We start from the raw sequence: 17571 nt of genomic DNA, 5'->3' as shown, positions 1-17571 counted from the left end.
GTAGGTCGCAATGCGCAGGGCAGCCAGAATTCCATAAAAAAAAGACTTGCTTCCCCACTCGGAAAAACAAGTCTTTTGGACTATGATATTTTCTTTTCTTTTACCTTGCCGGTGTCTTTCATGTAATACTCATCCGACGTAAAGAACTCATGTGTAAGCCTCTTAACTTCTTTACTTAAAAGAAGAACCGCAATGATATTCGGAATTAAGATCGCTGCAAGGGCTAAGTCAAGGAATTGCCAAATGACTTTTGCTGCACCAACTGAACCAAGCACGATCGCAACCGTATATACAACCTTGATTCCTTGTGCCGCCTTCCAGCCAAATAGGAATTCCGCTTGCTTTGCTCCGTAAAAGACGATGACGATAATCGTCGATAGTACGAAGAAAATCAATGAAATCGTAACGAGGATTCCACCAAATTCCCCGAAATAACTTGTGAATGCTTCTGTCGTAAGGGCTGACGGGTCATCCAATGCATTCTCTGCTGTCCACACCCCTGATGATAACACTACGAAGGCCGTTGCCGTACAGACAATGATCGTATCAATCACGATCCCAACGATCGCCCAAAGCCCCTGCCTGACGGGATGATCGGTTTGTGCCGCAGCGTGGGCAATCGGCGCAGTTCCAAGTCCTGCCTCATTTGAGTATAATCCACGGGCAAATCCCCAACGGATCGTTTCAGCCACTGCTACCCCGGCGAACCCACCCATTGCGGACATGGGTTGGAAAGCGTTTGACAGAATCAGACTGAAGAATTCGGGCACTGCACCAATGTTCATAAATAGAATGACCAAAGCGCTTCCTACATAGATCAGAGCCATGAATGGGACAAATATTTCCGTTACTTTACCAATACGCTTTATTCCACCAAATACGATTAATACAACGATGAGGGCCACAACAATGCCCGTGATAAGCCCATCTACATTAAATGTTTCTTCTACCGTTGATGCCACAGCATTCCCTTGCACCATCACACTTGGAATCAGCTCGATCATAAGGGCAAAGGCAAACCATACACCGAGCCATCTCATGTTTAATCCTTTCGTCATGTAGTACATGGGACCGCCAACATATTCCCCCTTTTCATTCTTCTCACGATAGCGGACCGCAAGTACACTCTCGGAAAACTTAAGAGCCATTCCAATTAAGGCAATCACCCACATCCAGAAAACAGCTCCCGGCCCACCAAACATGATCGCTGCCGGTACACCGACAATATTCGCCGCCCCGATGGTGGACGATAGAGCCGATGTCAAGGCCTGCAACGGCGTCACCGTTCCTTCGCCTTTCGGCTTCTTAAAAACGCTCCCTATCGTTTGTTTAAAGATGTAGAGAGGATAGCGAAATTGTATGAATTTCAATAAGAATGTCAGGTACAAACCCGTTGCACCCAGGACAATGATTAATGGGGGCCCCCATAACCATGCCGAAACTTTACCTATGATGTCAAAAAACGTATCCAATCGTGCTCCTCCTTTTAGTAGAGGCAGTGGCTAAGGTTTGGAATTGTTGGTTGGGGAAGGCGTAAATGATGGTGGAAAAGTATGTATAATGCCCTTCCTCCGCATATAGAGACCCCTGTTCCTGAAAAATTAGCCACTACTTCTAAATGGTTTTTCAAACTTTTCCCTAAATTTGGTGGTGTGAAACATATTGTTTAAAAATGAGGAAGGATGAGGATGATTTAGTTGGTTAAAACCAAGGTCCTTTCGACAAAACCCGTTCATTTCCCCGGAAATACGGCAATTTCTGACCAACAAAAAATCTGCAGCCAACTTCTGACTGCAGATCCTGTTTCTTAATCTGATACCCTGGGCAGAATCAACACTTCCACCCGGCGATTTTGGCCCCGGCCTTCTGATGTAGTGTTGTCGGCAATCGGTTCAAATTCTCCGAATCCTTTTGCACTGAACCACTGGGGATCAAGCTTTGGATTGTCCAAAATGATTTTCATGAAATTAACTGCCCGCATGACGCTTAGCTCCCAGTTTGAATCGTATTCCGCATTACTGATGGGCACGTTATCCGTATGGCCGCTAATAATAATGTTCCGTGGAGGATTCATTTCAAGCAGCGCAGATAATTCCCCGGCCACGCTCAGGTCATTGCCTTGGACAATGGCTGATCCCGAGTCGAATAAGACATTGTCCCGAATCGTGAGAAGCAAGCCTTCATCGGTAAGCTTCGTGACGAATTGAATTTCCAGATTATTCGTTTTGATGTACTGATTTATTTTTTCCTGTATTTCCTTTAGCTCTTCCTGATCCTTTAGAAAAGCCTGCTTATCAAGTTCTTCCTTGCTTAATTCCTTCTCTTTTTCCTCTTCATTCCCTGAAGATGCTGCCTGTTTGCTTTCCTGATCGCTCGACTGCTGAGGTGCTACGGGACTGGGGTACTCCATCATTCCCGTCCCTCCCGTGAAGATTTCACTGAACACCTGGGAAAGTTCCCTGAATTTTTGAGCGTCCACCGAGCTTGACGCATAAAGCACGATAAACAGGGCCAGCAGCAGGGTGAGTAAGTCAGCGTATGGAATCAGCCAGGACTCGTCCATATGCTCGTCGTCATGTTTCTTCTTACGCCGCCTCATCCTCATCCCCCTTTAATAACAATAATCGTTCACTTGCCGGTAAATAGGACGCCAGCTTCTGTTCAATCACCCGCGGCGATTCTCCCTCGATGATCGACAGGATCCCTTCCACCATCATCATTTTCATCTGTACTTCAAGCTTTGACTTGCGCTTCAGCTTGTTGGCAAATGGATGCCAAAGAACGTAACCCGTAAAGATACCGAGGAGTGTTGCAACGAAGGCCGCTGAAATCGCGTAGCCAAGTTCATCCGTATTGTCCATGTGACTGAGGGCCGCTATAAGTCCAATCACCGCTCCAAGCACACCGAGTGTCGGTGCATAGGTCCCTGCTTGTGTAAAAATGAGCGCCCCGGCACTGTGTCTCTCTTCCATGGCATCAATTTCTTCATGAAGCACATCCCGTATATAATCAGCACTTTGTCCATCCACCGCTAATGAAAGTCCGTCCCTCAAAAAAGGATCTTCGACTTCCTGTGTTTTGGCCTCGAGTGCAAGCAGTCCTTCTTTTCGGGCAAGATCTGCTAATTGAGAGAAGAATTGAATCGTTTGTTTCGGGTCCTGCAGTTTTTGTTCCTTAAACAGTATGCCGAATAGCTTAGGTACTTTTTTAATTTCATGGGTTGGAAAGGCAATGGTCACTGCTGCCACTGTTCCAAGCAAAATAATCAAAATGGCTGCAGGGTTCAATAAGGCAACAGGGCTTACTCCCTTGAAAACCATCCCCACTCCAACCGCTATCAATCCTAAAATGACTCCTATTAAAGACGTCTTATCCATCGATCGCTCCACCTTACTCATCGTAGTCTACTACTAGTATCGGATGGAATTTCTAATTATTGAGAGGTGAAAGTGTTCAAAATTTTCTTATAAATTACCGTAAATCGTTATGAAGTACTACCTGATCTTGTCGATATATGTACTATACAGGTGTCACTATTAAAGGAGAGAAAACGTCATGACCCCAGAGCAATTGAAAGAAATCGATAGTAAAAGAAAAAACCTGCTGTTCCTGATCACGTATTCCATCAGTCTGGTCGCAGCCCTCACGTATTCCATCATAAATGAGTCAGGAATCATCGCCGTAACCGTCTTCGCTTCCCAGATTCTATTTCTTACAGGATACTTTATTGTGCTGCAAGTAATCTTGAAAAAGCCACATTCCTATGTTTATTTCAGCATTCCTACCGTTTATGCCATCATCGGAATCTGGCTATTTTTAGAAGGATCCAATCCCACAGAATTAGTCATCTTATTATTTTTGGCTGTCATCAGTGCGATTCACTTTAATCCAGTGATCTTTGGAATCGGATATGTATCGGGACTTGCATTGTTCATCTTAAATGGAATCCTTGCGCCCGACAACGACCCGATTTTCACAGAATTATTCATTCCGGCATTGCTTGCCTATGTTCTGTTGGGGACGGTCCTTGGAGTGGTGATACACTTGAACCGCAATCAATTCAAGCAGCTTCAGGAATTGATCAAAATGACAGAAAGCGACAGCATGAAAAAAGAAGAACAACGAAACTTCCTACAAACAGAATTAGCGACCATCTCTACGAGCATTCATCAAATAAACGAGCAGATTCAAACCCACCTCGTCTCACATGATGAAATGAGAACCGCCGTTAATGAAATATCGGCTGGAAGCGTCACACAAAGTGACCAGATTAACAACATTGCTGCCGTTTCGGAAACGACGATGAGTAAAATGGAGGAGGTTTCCAAGCTTTCAAACAATCTCACTGTTCATTCTACCCAAGCGAATTCTATCGCCGTTTCAGGAAGCGAGCGTGTCACATATCTGCAGGAAAACATGATTGAACTGAAAAACATTATTGAAGGACTACGTCAAACGTTCAGCGAATTAACAAGCAAAATAGAAGAAACGAATACGTTCATTGGAAGCATTCAAGACATTACGGACCAAACCAATTTACTTGCCTTAAATGCATCTATAGAAGCGGCGAGGGCAGGAGAAGCCGGGCGGGGATTCAGTATCGTGGCCGATGAAATCCGGAAACTTGCAGAGATTACACGAAACACAGCCATCCGCATTAACGACAATCTTGCTTCCGTTAACTTAGTGAACTCTTCTGCTGTCGAAATCATGAATCTCAGCTCAGAAAAGCTAAATGAAAATGTGGGAGCAACGGGAGAGGTAACGGAGTATTTCACGACACTTCGCGAAAAGCTTGATTCCCTTTCAAACGAGTTCAAGACCTTGACCTCTACCGCATCAGAAGTAAGAGGCCAAACCGAAGAAGCCGAACTATCAACGAAAGAGCTTGCAGCCGTCATTCAGCAAACCTCTGCAGGACTCGAAGAAATCAGTGCCACTATCGAGACCCTTCATGGTGATAACCGTATGATTGCTCAATATGTTCAAGATACCGCCACAAGTGCAGAGCGAATTCAACGCAGTGTAGAGTTGTAAAATATGATAAACTAAAAGCATTATTAGAGTACTAAAGGATGTGGCACCTTGAAACGAAGAATCATCATGATGATCCCCATCATGTTTATCGTAGCCGTGGTAGCGACTTGGATGATCGGCAAAGGATACTCTGAAATCCCTTCTGAAGCCAAAACCATGATCATCATAGGAGCGGCACTCTTATCCGGAGTGATCTCATTCTTCTTATTTAAAGATGAACCCGAGAAGAAATAAAGAAACACCACTTTCATTTTCTGAAAGTGGTGTTTTCATTATTTCAGGAGCTTGTTTTCTATTTTGTGCTCATAATTTTTGAATAAGGAACCATTCGTATTGATTCTCTTCCTGGAAAGCATCGCGTTGTATTTCAGGATGTTTTCATTCAGATTCTTCTGCAGCTCCCGCTTCTCCAAGTCGTCATCGCATGCTTTAATCAAGTCTTCTATGCGCATCATTTCTTTTTTGAGATTCATTTCATCTGTTGTAAAGCCGGCATTCTTCATCATCCGATGGGCCATCTTCAACTCCTGGGGAACTCCTAAATCATCGTCTAAATTAAGAGGTTTACCGAATCCCGGAAGCTCTTTAAACTCCCCCTCTTCATAGGCCTTCTTAATTCGTTGCTCGGACATGATCATCGAAAAATCCAATTCTACCCCTCCTACTCCAAACTATAGTGGACGCGGCTGGTCTTAGACGTATCGTTTACTACCCACTTGTTACCATTAGTATATCCAAAAGACTCCGGCTTTGAATGCTTTAGATACGTCTATTTTCTGACAATTCATCTCACATATTTTCGTACGTGCTGGAAAAACTACCTGTATCACGAATTAAAAGGAGTGGATACCATGGCACGCGGAAAATCGTTCGAATCAAAGAAAAAGGGACATCCAGGAAACTTTCCTCAGTATAGTACACCAGAGGGAAAACACTCAGAAGACGCAGCAGGGGATGAAGAACTGATTGTGACCCAGGAAGCGTTTAAAAACCGGGTGGATGAGGACGAACATCGTCTGTAAATACACAAAACGCCAGGATTTCCTGGCGTTTTTCCGTTTGATTGGCTGAAATGAGGGCAAATTGGAATGTTGAGAGAGGCGAAAACTGATTTTATTTTCAATTTCGGCCCATTTATTTTCAACTTTCCCATTTTATTTTCAAATCCAATTCCCGATCCGCTTTTTAAACATTTACACTTTCCTTCTTCGATAAGTCCATGGCTGGTCCGAAGAATTCGAAGTGGATGTTAGATTCAGGGACCCCCATTTCCTTCAGCGTTGTGATGACAGCTTTCATAAATGGTACCGGTCCACACACATAGCATTCCGTTTCTCCATCCACATAGTGTGAAAGAATTTCTTTGTTCACATATCCTTTAAAATGACCTTGAGATTCGTCACGGGGATTTTCGTAAACATAGCACGCTTCCCCATTCATTAATTCTTCCATTAAACCGTCGACATCTTTTCTAAAGGCATGTACCCCTTCATGTTTGCTCGCATGAATAAAGGCAGTCGGGCGTTCCGGCTTCGTTCCTGCCACCGTTTCAAGCATACTCATCATAGGCGTGATTCCCACACCTCCGCTTATAAAAGCAACAGGTGTTTCAGCGTCCGTTAAATAGAAATCCCCTGCTGGTGCACTGACCTCAATCTCACTTCCTACGGCAACTTTGTCATGTAAGAAATTAGACACCTTCCCTTCCGGATCAAATTCTGCTTCTCTTTTAACAGAAATTCTGAAGAGATTTTCCACTGGCGCGCTTGATAAACTGTACTGACGAATATGGGTGAACTCTTCACCAGGGATGGTCACTCGTACAGAAATATATTGACCTGGCATGTAGGCTGGGACATTGCCCCCTTCTTTTGGTTGAAGATAGAAAGAGGTTATGCAATCGCTTTCAACTACCTTTTTCGCTACGACAAACGGTTTAAAGTCTCTGTATCCAGCGTCTTTGTTCTCCGTTTCTTGGTACATCTCTTCTTCTACATCAATAAATACCCCGGCGATGACACCGTATGCTTCTCCCCACGCTTCAAGGATCTCATCTGTCGCTGCATCTCCAAGTACTTGTTTGATGGCTTGAAGTAAGTGCTCCCCAACAATCGGATAATGCTCGGGCTTAACTCCTAAACTTCGATGCTTATGAGCGATTTGCTTTACAACGGGCAGGATCATCTCGAGCTTATCAATATTCTGTGCAGCTGCATAAACCGTATTGGCTAATGCTGTTTGCTGTCTTCCCTTTTTCTGATTGGCATGGTTGAAAATATTCAATAACTCAGGATGATTCGCAAACATATTTTTATAAAAAGTGGACGTAATTTCTGTCCCTTTCACTTCTAACACAGGCACAGTTGACTTCACGATTTCAATGGTTTTTTGAGATAGCATATTGGTCACCTCTAAAGATATATTTTAAATACATCTTTAGCGTACTCCTCTTTTTTCCATAAAGCAATATACAAAATACACCTTTAACAAAACAGCCACATTTAGACACAAACATGCTTCCTTCTGTATAATAATAATAACGGATCGGAAAGGTGAGATAAATGAGACTAACTTTATACACTGACTACTCACTGAGAGTCCTAATCTTCCTGGCATCTAAACCAAAGGAGGAACTCTCTAATATAAAAGAAATCGCTGATGCCTACAGCATCTCAAAGAATCACCTGATGAAAGTGACGTATGAACTGGGGAAAAACGGTCTGATCGAAACGATCCGCGGCAGGAACGGGGGTATCAAGCTTGCACAATCCCCGGAAGATATAAATATCGGAAAACTTGTCAGGACAACAGAAGAAGACTTCCACCTTGTCGAATGCTTTGATGCAAAAAACAACAACTGCGTCATCACTCCAGTTTGCGGACTAAAGCATGTACTTGGAAAGGCGTTAAACGCCTATCTCTCTGTCCTTGACGAATACACCCTGGCAGATTTGATCCAAAACCCGATGGACTACCGGTTTTTATTTCAAGAGCAGCAGAAGGGTGAAGCGTCACCATAAGGTATGATTACTCCTCTCCATTTAGATGGGGAGGAGTTTTTTATTGGGGATATGAGTGGAGTGGTCCCTGGCACCTATTGTCCAGATTGTACCTGGTACATTTCACACGATATGTACCAGGTACAATTTATCCACAAATCACTCACAGTCCCCAAAAAAAAGCCTGTCTTTCATCATGAAAACAGGCTATCTCTTACTTCTTACTCTCACTATATTTAAATGTCATACATACAAATAGAAAAAAGCTCAGAAGTAGCGTACTGCCTCCTACTATGTAGAAGACCATCGTGAAGCTGCCTGGCAGATTGAATGGATTTAAGTTGTACATCCACATTCCGACTGTTAATCCGATTGAACCGATCATCGCCGTCCATACATGTGCAAATGCCAGTTTAGAAGATTTCGGTACTTGATAGGAACGATAATAGGATGAATACGCAAATAAGCTCAACCAACCAACTACTAAAATATGAGCATGAATGGGCTTAAACGCATACGATCCTGCTCCTGCCATATGAGACCCGAGAAATGCTCCAATAAACCCATAGATGGCGGACATTCGTAATAAAAGGACATTCCACGCCAATGTTCCTTCCCCCTTTTTTTGTCTAGAGTATTGCTTCAATCATTATAGTATAGTTATCCAGGACAAGGCTATGATTCTTGTTTGAATGCCATAGAACTTTCATATTCTTCATGCGCCAAAATAATTTTCCATTCTTTCGCGTACGATAGAAAGATGGGTGTAAACACTTGCAAACGATGCCCGCACTGATACAATAAGAATGTAATAGAACATTCTGAAAAAAGGAGAATACATATGCCTAATTTCCAACAAAATCTTGAGAAATACGCAAGCCTGGCTGTAGAAGTCGGTGTCAATGTTCAAAAAGGTCAAACCCTGGTCATTAACACGTCCATCGATTCTGCAGAATTTGTTCGTTTAGTAGTAAAGAAAGCCTATGAAGTTGGGGCTAAGCACGTATACGTTAACTGGAATGATGATGTGGTCAATCGTACGAAATATGATCTTGCTCCAGATGAAGCATTCCAGGAGTTCCCTCAGTGGAAGGCACGTGAAGTCGAAGAGCTGGCTGAAGGCGGAGCTGCATTCATGAGTATCGTGTCTTCAAGCCCTGATTTGCTTAAAGGAGTAAATCCAGATCGTATCTCAAACTTCCAAAAAGCAGCTGGAAAAGCAATGTCCAAATATCGTCAGTTCATTCAATCGGACAAAGTGAGCTGGTGCGTACTGGCTGCTCCTTCGAAAGATTGGGCTGCAAAAGTATTTCCGGACGCTTCTGAAGAAGAGCAAGTGGACCTATTATGGGATGCGATCTTTAAAGCAGTCCGCGCTGACCAGGCTGACCCTGTTCAAGCTTGGAAGGATCACGACGCAAACCTTCATGAAAAAGTGGCATACCTGAACGACAAAAACTACAAAAAGCTACACTACACTGCACCAGGGACGGACCTTACGATCGAGCTTCCTCAAGGTCACCTGTGGGTAGGAGCTGGAAGTGTAAACGAACAAGGAACCACTTTCATGGCGAACATGCCAACGGAGGAAGTATTCACGGTTCCTCTAAAAACAGGTGTAAACGGAACAGTATCAAGCACGAAGCCGCTTAGCTACGGCGGAAACGTGATCGACAACTTTACGATTACATTCGAAAACGGCCGCATTGTGGACGTTAAGGCTGAGGAAGGCGAAGAAATCCTGAAGCGCCTTGTGGATACAGATGAAGGATCTCATTACCTTGGGGAAATCGCCCTTGTTCCACATCAGTCCCCAATCTCTCAATCGAACGTTTTATTCTACAACACTTTATTCGATGAGAACGCATCAAACCACCTTGCGATCGGTAATGCCTATGCATTCTGTATTGAAGGCGGAAAGAAAATGAGTGAAGAAGAGCTTGAGAAAAATGGCTTAAACAACAGTATCACTCACGTTGACTTTATGATCGGTTCAGACAAAATGAACATCGATGGAGTGAAAGAAGACGGCTCGACTGAAGCAGTATTCCGCGATGGCGGTTGGGCGTTTTAATATTTGACTGTGGAGGATCCCGGAAGGTGGTTTGGCTGCCTTTTGGGATTTTTTTATGGAGATGAGGACGGGCTTGGAAGAAAATCGGTTGACTGAGCGCTCAATCTGTTGGGTGTAACTGAAAAAAAACGCATATATCGAAATTTTGACGCATAAATTTGAAAAACCACGCATAAAATTATATTTTGACGCAAAAAACCTGAAAAAAAGACGCAATTCTCCCCTTTCAATCGGTGTATCCTTCTCCCGTGATTCCATCTACCTTCCATTCATCATGTAATTAGCACATTTTCCAAACAAATCCTCCTCTTTCGATCAAAAGCTCACCCATACTGCTTCGTTAAAGCAATGGCTGCAATCGTCGCACCGGCTGCCTGGGCATAGCTTCCGAATGCGGTGATCTGCAGCCCGATTTCCTTCATTTCCTTTAGAATATAAATTTCTCCTATCGCTTCAATTGCTGCACCAAGGGATTGAAGTGAATTTCCGGCTGCAAGGAGATCTGAAAACTCCCGCGTACTCAACGTGGCCCCATATGCTTCCAGCCCTGCCCCTAAGGATTGGACGGTGTCTCCAAAAATATCAAGGTTCAATCCTTCCACTTCTCTCCCTGCGAATTGGAGTTCAGCTGCTGCGACGTTTGTTACGTTTCCTGAAGCTTGAATCCAATCACCGATCACTCTTAACGTTTCTCCAAACGAACCGTCCGAGAGCTTTTCAGCTCCCACACCTTGAAGTGCATTTCCTGCCGCTTCAAATCCATTTCCGATGGAGACTAACCGAAACCCGAGAGGCTCTTGACTGTATCGTTCTTCTTGTATGACCATGGTTTCGCCAATTGCTGCAATCACCGTTCCGATCACTTGCGTCCAAGCACCAGTAATAAGGATAAGCCTATCAATCACCTCCACCCACCGTTCCTTTCCCCTGCGATACTTTTAATGTATTCAAAAAAGGGAAATTGGTATCATTCGCATTCATTTCACCTCCAGTAAAAAATTTGTAAATACCAGTAAATCAGTCTTGTTTATTTTGTCCTATCGAGCTATGATATTCTAGTTCATCTAGCGTTTCATGAGGGGAGGAATATAGATGAGAATTCGGGATTGGGACCGTAATTTAAAGGTCCGGCTGTTTGGGGAAGCAGCGATTAATATCACCTTCTGGATGTTCTTTCCGTTTTTGACGATCTATTTTACAGAGTCATTCGGAAAGCAAACGGCAGGATTACTATTGGTTCTCTCGCAGGTATTTGCAGTATTGGCGAACCTGATGGGAGGCTATTGCGCAGACCGTTTCGGCCGCAAGCGTATGATGGTCATCTCCGCTTTCGGACAAGGCTTTGCTTTTTTAATCTTTGGGCTTGCCAGTTCACCTTGGCTCGATTCTGCCATGATCGGATTTATCTGTTTCAGTTTAGTAGGGGTATTCGGTTCGTTTTATTGGCCGGCAAGTCAGGCGATGGTAGCTGATGTAGTGGATGAAAAGGACCGTAGTCACGTGTTTGCCGTCTTTTATACGTCCATAAATATCGCAGTAGTCGTAGGACCGATACTTGGCGGGATTTTCTATGTTCACTACCGCTTCCAGCTATTAATTGCAGCTGCGCTTATTTGCATGTTCTTAGCTCTTCTTTTATATAAAATGACGAGAGAAACTGCACCTCGAGATAAAAGTAAGCTTTTAGTGACAGAAGGTGAAAAGAAAGCCTGGCATAGTGTGATATCAGATCAGATGAAGGATTATAGTGTTATTTTTAAAGACAAAACGTTTTTATTATTCATATTAGCAGGGATTCTCGTGGGTCAAACCTTTATGCAATTGGACCTGCTGATTCCCGTATATATTAAAGATGTGATGGATCAAGCCACTCTGTTCAGCTTCGGGGACTGGTCATTGACCCTTGTGAGTGAGCAGGTATTCGGGTTAATTCTATCTGAAAATGGATTCCTGGTGGCCCTTCTTACCGTGGTCATCACTCGCTGGATCACGAAGTTCCGTGAACGTAATGTGTTCATCCTTTCTTCTGTCATTTACGCCATTTCGATCTTTATGTTTGGACAAACAAGCTCGGTTTGGATGTTTGTGATTGCGATGGCAGTATTCACTTTCGCAGAGCTCATGACAGCAGGTATCCAGCAAAGCTTTGTATCGAAGCTTGCACCGGATCATATGCGGGGGCAGTACTTTGCAGCAGCAAGTTTACGCTTCACGATTGCAAGGACCATTGCACCTCTATCCATCACCCTGTCACTTTATCTAGGGTATGATTGGACGTTCATCATCCTGTCGATTCTTGCTCTTGTGAGCGCGGGACTCTTCTTCATCATGTTCGAGCGTTTTGAAAAAGAAGAATTGGAATTGAAGAAAGCTGTTCATTAAAAAAGGAATGATCCGATGCGGATCATTCCTTTTCTTTCAAGTTACAGTCTTGAATCAAAACCTTTATCATCTCACTGCAACATTGTATTAAGACCCCTTCATTTTCCTCGAAAAATTTTCAGAAAAGGATGAATCCGAAAAATTCCCTTCACCCCCTTTTTTCATAAAAAATGAGATGTTACAATGTACAACCGTAAGCAATCTTAGCGTAGCTCATGTGAAATGAGCTAGTCGGAGATTCCAATCAATACTACGCAAAGAAAGGATGTTTATTTCAATGCATATCGGAAGCAAAGGCTGGTACGTGGAAGAACTAAAAAAAGCAGGCGTTCGCCGCTACGAGGAACGCAAAGTAGAATCCTATAAAAAACATGTTCTGGCAAACCTATTAGAACGCATAAAATAAAACATAAGCGAGGGACGGACCTCGATTCCTATGACCTGGTCATAGGAATGAAGGTCCGTCCCTCCTTTTTATTTTAGCAGCTTTGATGAATAGATTGGGTTCAGGTTTTGCAGGGAGTATTTTTTGGTTCGGTTTAGTTTGTACGTTTTGTTTTTCAGCAGGTAGGCTTGGTATTTCCGGGTCCAGCTCTTCATTGACCAGTAGATCAATCCTGTGGTGACAAGGGCCAATCCGATTGTGGCTGGCCAGAAGTAAGGTGAAATGACACTTGTTTCATATGCCAGTCCAACAGGAGAAAATAAGAAATACGTTTGCACTACGGACGCCATGAGCACGATGGACAATGGAATGCTATATTTCCAAGGCATCATATCCACCTTGGGATTGTAACGATATTCGTATGGTTTCTTCAACGGCTTCCACCAGCCGATCAAGACCATCAGTACAATTTCTGAAACAAATAGGATTCCATAGATATGGATAAAGTTAATGTTTATCGTGAATCCAAATAGATGCCCTGTTCCCCATACCAGCATATAGTACGTGAACACGTGAAGAATAATGACTGTTTTGGCGGCTAAAGCCGGGATGCGTTTTGAGAACACTCCCACCAATAGAACGACGATAATCGGAATATTGAAGAATCCTGTGAACTTTCGAATCAGGTCCCACAAGCCATCTGTCGCGTTTATTAACATAGGTGACACACACATAGAAACGACTGCGAGTGCAGCACCGAACCATTTACTGATCGTGATCAGCTTCTGATCACTGACATCGGGATTGAACTGAGGCTTATAGATATCCAGTGCAAATAAAGTCGCTGCACTATTTAATAGAGAATTAAACGAGCTCAACACCGCTCCCAGTAGCACGGCCAAGAAGAAGCCTGTTAAGTAAGACGGCAGGACCGCATTGATTAAAGCCGGATATGCCAGATCCACACTTTTCAAAGAATCTCCATAAAGGTGGAATGCAATGACTCCCGGAAGCATCATCATGAACGGCACAAGCAGCTTATAGAACCCCGAAATGAGGACACCCTTCTGTCCTTCTGCTAAGTTTTTAGCCCCCAGAGTCCTTTGGATCACGTACTGGTTTGATGCCCAATAAAATAAATTCGCAAAAATCATTCCGGTAAAAATCGTTGAAAACGGCACTGAATCTGAAGATGAACCAATCGAATTCAGTTTTTCCGGATTGTTGGTGGCAATCTCTTTCACACCTGATAGGAAACTTCCTTCTCCTAAAGCATAAAACCCCAGAATCGGAACGAGAATCCCGATGATCAGGAGTCCGACTCCATTCAACGTATCGGAAATCGCAACGGCTTTCAGTCCGCCGAAGATGGCATAAATGCTGCCGATGATCCCAATCACCCACACAATCATCCAGATTGATTGTGTATAGGAAATGCCCATGAGGTCGGGGACATCAAATAATTTTAATACGGCTAGTGCTCCTGAATAAAGCATGGAAGGGATCGTAACAAATACATACCCCAGCATAAAGAGGATGGTTGTATACTGACGAACCCCTTTGTCATAGCGCTGATTCAGAAACTCGGGCAACGTCGTGAAGCTTCTTCCTAAATACTTCGGAAGCAAATATAAGGCCATGATGATAATCGCGATGGCGGCTGTCACTTCCCACGCCATATTCGAAAGGTTCGCCCTGAAAGCTTGTCCATTCAAACCAACTAACTGTTCAGCTGATAAATTGGTTAAAAGTAAGGAACCAGCGATAAACGTTCCAGTCAATCCTCTTCCGGCTAAAAAATATCCTGTCGAGTCGTTCAATGATCCTTTGGTCTTTATGTATGAAACCCAAGCAACCAGCCCCATAAAAAACACACAGGACAATAGAGTAAATAGCAATCCACTTTCAAACATGCATCCTCTTCCCTTCATATTTACTACATGTGTTGGTGAAAGTTCCCCAAATGTTATACTAGTAAACTATTATTTTTGGAATTTTGCTAAAAACAGTAAAAATGAACCACCACGTTTTTCCATGCTTTTCTTTTCAAAAAAACTATTGTGATAGTCTTCAATCGTGTGATAGAGTAGAAAACATATTTCAAATCAACTTCATACGAATTCCTTATATATCTATGGTGATATGGACCATAAGTCTCTACCTGGCAGCCGTAAAGTGCCGGACTATAAGGAAAGTCTTTTCTATATGCTGTTTGTGTATGGAGACTTTCCCTATTTTTTAGAGAATGTCTTCATGCACTTTTTTATTTCCCCGAGAGGTCAGACATCATACGACGTAAACCTGAGAATTCGTTGAAGATTACATGTTGGGGGATTGGTATTATGAGTTTAGTATATGGCGTATTATCATTACTTGGAGTTCTATTTTTAGCATGGCTGTTGAGCAGCAACCGCTCAGCCATTCAATGGCGTACGATCATCATCGGGATCTGTCTTGAGTTCCTGCTTGTCTTGTTTGTATTAAAAGTCCCATTTGGACAAACCATTTTGAAAAAAGCAGCCTTAGGCGTACAGAAAGTCATTGATTACAGCAATGAAGGAATCATGTTCGTGTTCGGGGGATTCTTCGAAAAAGGGACGAATATTTCATTCGTTTTCGCGATCAATGTCCTGGGTGCGATCATCTTTATTTCTGCACTCATTTCGGCTCTTTATTACTTGCGAATCATCCCGTTTTTCGTAAAATATATCGGAATCGGGTTGGGGAAAACCCTTGGTACAACCAAGGTTGAATCCTTTAATGCCATTGGGAATTCCTTTCTCGGATTAGCAGAGGCTCCTCTTTTAATTAAGCCTTATTTAGCGAAGTTGACTCGTTCAGAACTTTTTGCCGTGATGGTTGGAGGAACAGCTTCAGCAAGTGGAGCGATATTAATCGGATATTCATTGATGGGGATCGACATGAAATTCCTTCTTCTATCCGTCTTTAGTGTGCCAATCGTCTCTCTTGTGATGGCCAAAATCATCGAACCTGAAACGGAAGAGTCCAAGACGAATGGAGATATTTCGTTAGGAAAAACCACTCATACGAACGTGTTTGAAGCTATTTCGGAAGGTGCCCTCAGTGGTACACAGCTGGCGATCAATATTGGTGGACTGCTCATCGCATTTATCGGGATCCTTGCTCTCGTCAACGGATTACTGGGTGCTGTCGACATGAGTCTTTCCACGGTCTTCGGCTACCTGTTCTATCCACTGGCACTACTCGTCGGTATTCCAATGGATGAAGCGTTCCGTGCAGCCTCCATCATCGGGACGAAGCTTTCTGTGAATGAGTTCGTCGCATACAAAGAACTATCAGGAATGATGAGCGAGCTTTCCCCTAAGACCGTTGCCATTCTTTCCGTTGCCCTTTGCAACTTTGCGAACCTGTCTTCGATCGGACAATTGATTGTCGGCTTGGGTTCTTTAGAGCCGACACAACGACCTATGGTTTCTAAATTAAGCTTGAAGGCCATCATCGCAGGAACACTGGCGAGCTTCATAACGGCCATTATCATTAGTATATTTCTATAACTTTTTCTGTTTTCATGTTTCTTCCACCCCACTTTAGTGAATAGTATAAGGTAGCAATCTTTTTGCACATTGATAACGGAAGGTGAATTCATTGAGAGAAAAAAAGTTCATGAAAGAAACGAAAACAAGTAAAACGACCCACGTTCTTCCACCCGACACCAACCATCACGGTACATTGTTTGGTGGAAAACTGATGGCCTATATAGACGACGTGGCATCCATTGCCGCTACCCGTCACGCCCGCAAGCCCGTCGTCACGGCTTCAACAGATTCCGTAGACTTCCTGCAGCCCATAAAAGTCGGGGATGCCGTGACGTTGGAAGCGATGGTGACGTATACCGGACGCAGCTCAATGGAGGTATGTGTGAAGGTCACTTCAGAGGTGCTTCTAACAGGGGAAACCAATGTGGCAGCCATCTCCTTCTTGACCTTTGTTGCTTTAGAAGGCAATAAACCAGCCGTCATTGCGGAAGTCGTACCGGAAACAGAAGAGGAAAAATGGTTGAACGAAACTGCCAAGAACCGTGCAGAACATCGTAAAGCCCGCAAAAAACATAGTCAGGAACTTGCGGAGTTTTTCCGTAAAGCGTATTAATGAAGGGGAGATGCTTGATGAGAGCATCTCTTTTTTTGTTGGGAGAGAACTGGTAATTTGTCTGTTCGCCGTTATAATTGGATTTTCGCCGTTAAATCAGAGATTTCGCCGTTATATTTAAAATATCGCCGTTATATTCTGATTTTCGCCGTTATCTTGGGTTCTTCTCCTATTACGCTTATTAAAAGTAGGAGAATTCATAGTGTTATTTAAGAAGGCGAAATGGCAGTTCGCTGATATATTGAGAATTCCGCTGATATATGGACCGATTTCGCTGATATATCGAGAATTTCGCTGATATATGGACCGAGTTCGCTGATATATCCAGAATTTCGCTGATATGTGGACCTAGTTCGCTGATATATGAACCGACTTCGCTGATATATCGGGAATTCCGCTGATATCTTGAATTCGTTACCTAAAATTCTTCTCATTTTCCATCCAAAATCCATCTCCTCCCTCTTTTCAGCCAACATTAATAGCGATTCCACTCCAAAAAAATGCAATTCCCTATGTTAATTGCCGATTCCACCCGATTTTCCCATTTTAGTTACAGCCCAAAG

17 protein-coding genes and 1 riboswitch are annotated in these 17571 nt (G+C 43.3%); of the genes, 9 read left to right on the top strand and 8 right to left on the bottom strand.

Annotated features, from left to right (window positions below):
• Positions 1 to 80: 80 nt before the first annotated feature.
• The 3 genes from ACFQWC_RS17605 to motA all read right to left on the bottom strand — a co-directional run bounded on the left by ACFQWC_RS17605 (position 81) and on the right by motA (position 3377).
• Complete coding sequence (locus tag ACFQWC_RS17605) at positions 81 to 1472, bottom strand: alanine/glycine:cation symporter family protein (protein ID WP_299741611.1); 1392 nt, start codon at positions 1470 to 1472, stop codon at positions 81 to 83.
• Positions 1473 to 1807: 335 nt separating this feature from the next.
• Positions 1808 to 2599, bottom strand: coding sequence for a flagellar motor protein MotB (gene motB / locus ACFQWC_RS17600; protein ID WP_341357345.1), 792 nt, complete (start codon positions 2597 to 2599; stop codon positions 1808 to 1810).
• Positions 2586 to 3377, bottom strand: coding sequence for a flagellar motor stator protein MotA (motA, locus tag ACFQWC_RS17595; protein WP_299741609.1), 792 nt, complete (start codon positions 3375 to 3377; stop codon positions 2586 to 2588). The genes motB and motA overlap by 14 nt, the downstream gene beginning before the upstream one ends.
• 178 nt (positions 3378 to 3555) lie before the next feature.
• Between motA and ACFQWC_RS17590 the strand changes: the two genes are divergently transcribed.
• Both ACFQWC_RS17590 and ACFQWC_RS17585 read left to right on the top strand, forming a co-directional pair.
• Positions 3556 to 5037, top strand: coding sequence for a methyl-accepting chemotaxis protein (locus ACFQWC_RS17590; protein ID WP_377108720.1), 1482 nt, complete (start codon positions 3556 to 3558; stop codon positions 5035 to 5037).
• A 48-nt stretch (positions 5038 to 5085) separates the two neighbouring features.
• Positions 5086 to 5271, top strand: coding sequence for a histidine kinase (locus ACFQWC_RS17585; RefSeq protein WP_299741607.1), 186 nt, complete (start codon positions 5086 to 5088; stop codon positions 5269 to 5271).
• Positions 5272 to 5309: 38 nt separating this feature from the next.
• Here ACFQWC_RS17585 and ACFQWC_RS17580 read toward each other — a convergent pair whose 3' ends face one another.
• Positions 5310 to 5687, bottom strand: coding sequence for a DnaJ family domain-containing protein (locus ACFQWC_RS17580; RefSeq protein ID WP_299741606.1), 378 nt, complete (start codon positions 5685 to 5687; stop codon positions 5310 to 5312).
• A 201-nt stretch (positions 5688 to 5888) separates the two neighbouring features.
• Between ACFQWC_RS17580 and ACFQWC_RS17575 the strand changes: the two genes are divergently transcribed.
• Complete coding sequence (locus tag ACFQWC_RS17575) at positions 5889 to 6059, top strand: hypothetical protein (protein ID WP_299741604.1); 171 nt, start codon at positions 5889 to 5891, stop codon at positions 6057 to 6059.
• Between the two features lie 163 nt (positions 6060 to 6222).
• Here ACFQWC_RS17575 and hmpA read toward each other — a convergent pair whose 3' ends face one another.
• A complete protein-coding gene (gene hmpA / locus ACFQWC_RS17570) occupies positions 6223 to 7437 on the bottom strand; it encodes an NO-inducible flavohemoprotein (protein WP_341357344.1) in 1215 nt (404 codons plus the stop codon).
• Positions 7438 to 7598: 161 nt separating this feature from the next.
• On the opposite strand from hmpA, the gene ACFQWC_RS17565 reads away from it, so the two are divergent.
• Entirely contained in the window at positions 7599 to 8057 is a 459-nt protein-coding gene (locus ACFQWC_RS17565) for an RrF2 family transcriptional regulator (RefSeq protein WP_299741600.1), read from the top strand.
• 193 nt (positions 8058 to 8250) lie between these two features.
• On the opposite strand, the gene ACFQWC_RS17560 is transcribed toward ACFQWC_RS17565, so the two are convergent.
• Complete coding sequence (locus ACFQWC_RS17560; protein ID WP_299741598.1) at positions 8251 to 8643, bottom strand: hypothetical protein; 393 nt, start codon at positions 8641 to 8643, stop codon at positions 8251 to 8253.
• A gap of 234 nt (positions 8644 to 8877) precedes the next feature.
• Between ACFQWC_RS17560 and ACFQWC_RS17555 the strand changes: the two genes are divergently transcribed.
• Positions 8878 to 10110, top strand: a complete 1233-nt coding sequence (locus ACFQWC_RS17555; protein WP_299741596.1) for an aminopeptidase — start codon at positions 8878 to 8880, stop codon at positions 10108 to 10110.
• 323 nt (positions 10111 to 10433) lie between these two features.
• Here the strand turns inward: ACFQWC_RS17555 and ACFQWC_RS17550 are convergent, their stop codons facing one another.
• Entirely contained in the window at positions 10434 to 11015 is a 582-nt protein-coding gene (locus tag ACFQWC_RS17550; protein WP_341357342.1) for a DUF6944 family repetitive protein, read from the bottom strand.
• A gap of 187 nt (positions 11016 to 11202) precedes the next feature.
• Between ACFQWC_RS17550 and ACFQWC_RS17545 the strand changes: the two genes are divergently transcribed.
• Together ACFQWC_RS17545 and ACFQWC_RS17540 are read left to right on the top strand one after the other, a co-directional pair.
• Entirely contained in the window at positions 11203 to 12492 is a 1290-nt protein-coding gene (locus tag ACFQWC_RS17545; RefSeq protein WP_299741593.1) for an MDR family MFS transporter, read from the top strand.
• A 277-nt stretch (positions 12493 to 12769) separates the two neighbouring features.
• Positions 12770 to 12898 (top strand): YflJ family protein, encoded by a 129-nt coding sequence (locus ACFQWC_RS17540; protein ID WP_299741591.1) that lies wholly within the window; start codon positions 12770 to 12772, stop codon positions 12896 to 12898.
• 68 nt (positions 12899 to 12966) lie between these two features.
• Here ACFQWC_RS17540 and ACFQWC_RS17535 read toward each other — a convergent pair whose 3' ends face one another.
• The gene (locus ACFQWC_RS17535; RefSeq protein ID WP_299741589.1) at positions 12967 to 14790 is read right to left on the bottom strand and encodes a solute:sodium symporter family transporter; all 1824 of its coding nucleotides are present in this window, start codon (positions 14788 to 14790) and stop codon (positions 12967 to 12969) included.
• A 191-nt stretch (positions 14791 to 14981) separates the two neighbouring features.
• Positions 14982 to 15083: riboswitch (purine riboswitch) on the top strand.
• Between the two features lie 136 nt (positions 15084 to 15219).
• Here ACFQWC_RS17535 and ACFQWC_RS17530 point away from each other — a divergent pair.
• On the top strand, positions 15220 to 16413 hold the full coding sequence (locus ACFQWC_RS17530) for a NupC/NupG family nucleoside CNT transporter (RefSeq protein WP_377108714.1): 1194 nt from the start codon (positions 15220 to 15222) through the stop codon (positions 16411 to 16413).
• Between the two features lie 91 nt (positions 16414 to 16504).
• Positions 16505 to 17008: an acyl-CoA thioesterase gene (locus ACFQWC_RS17525; protein WP_113968670.1), complete on the top strand. Its 504-nt coding sequence runs from the start codon at positions 16505 to 16507 to the stop codon at positions 17006 to 17008.
• Positions 17009 to 17571: the final 563 nt, after the last annotated feature.

Source organism: Rossellomorea sp. GCM10028870, from assembly GCF_042666755.1.
In the GTDB taxonomy this organism is placed as follows: domain Bacteria; phylum Bacillota; class Bacilli; order Bacillales; family Bacillaceae_B; genus Rossellomorea.
This window is presented reverse-complemented; position numbering and strand designations above follow the sequence as displayed.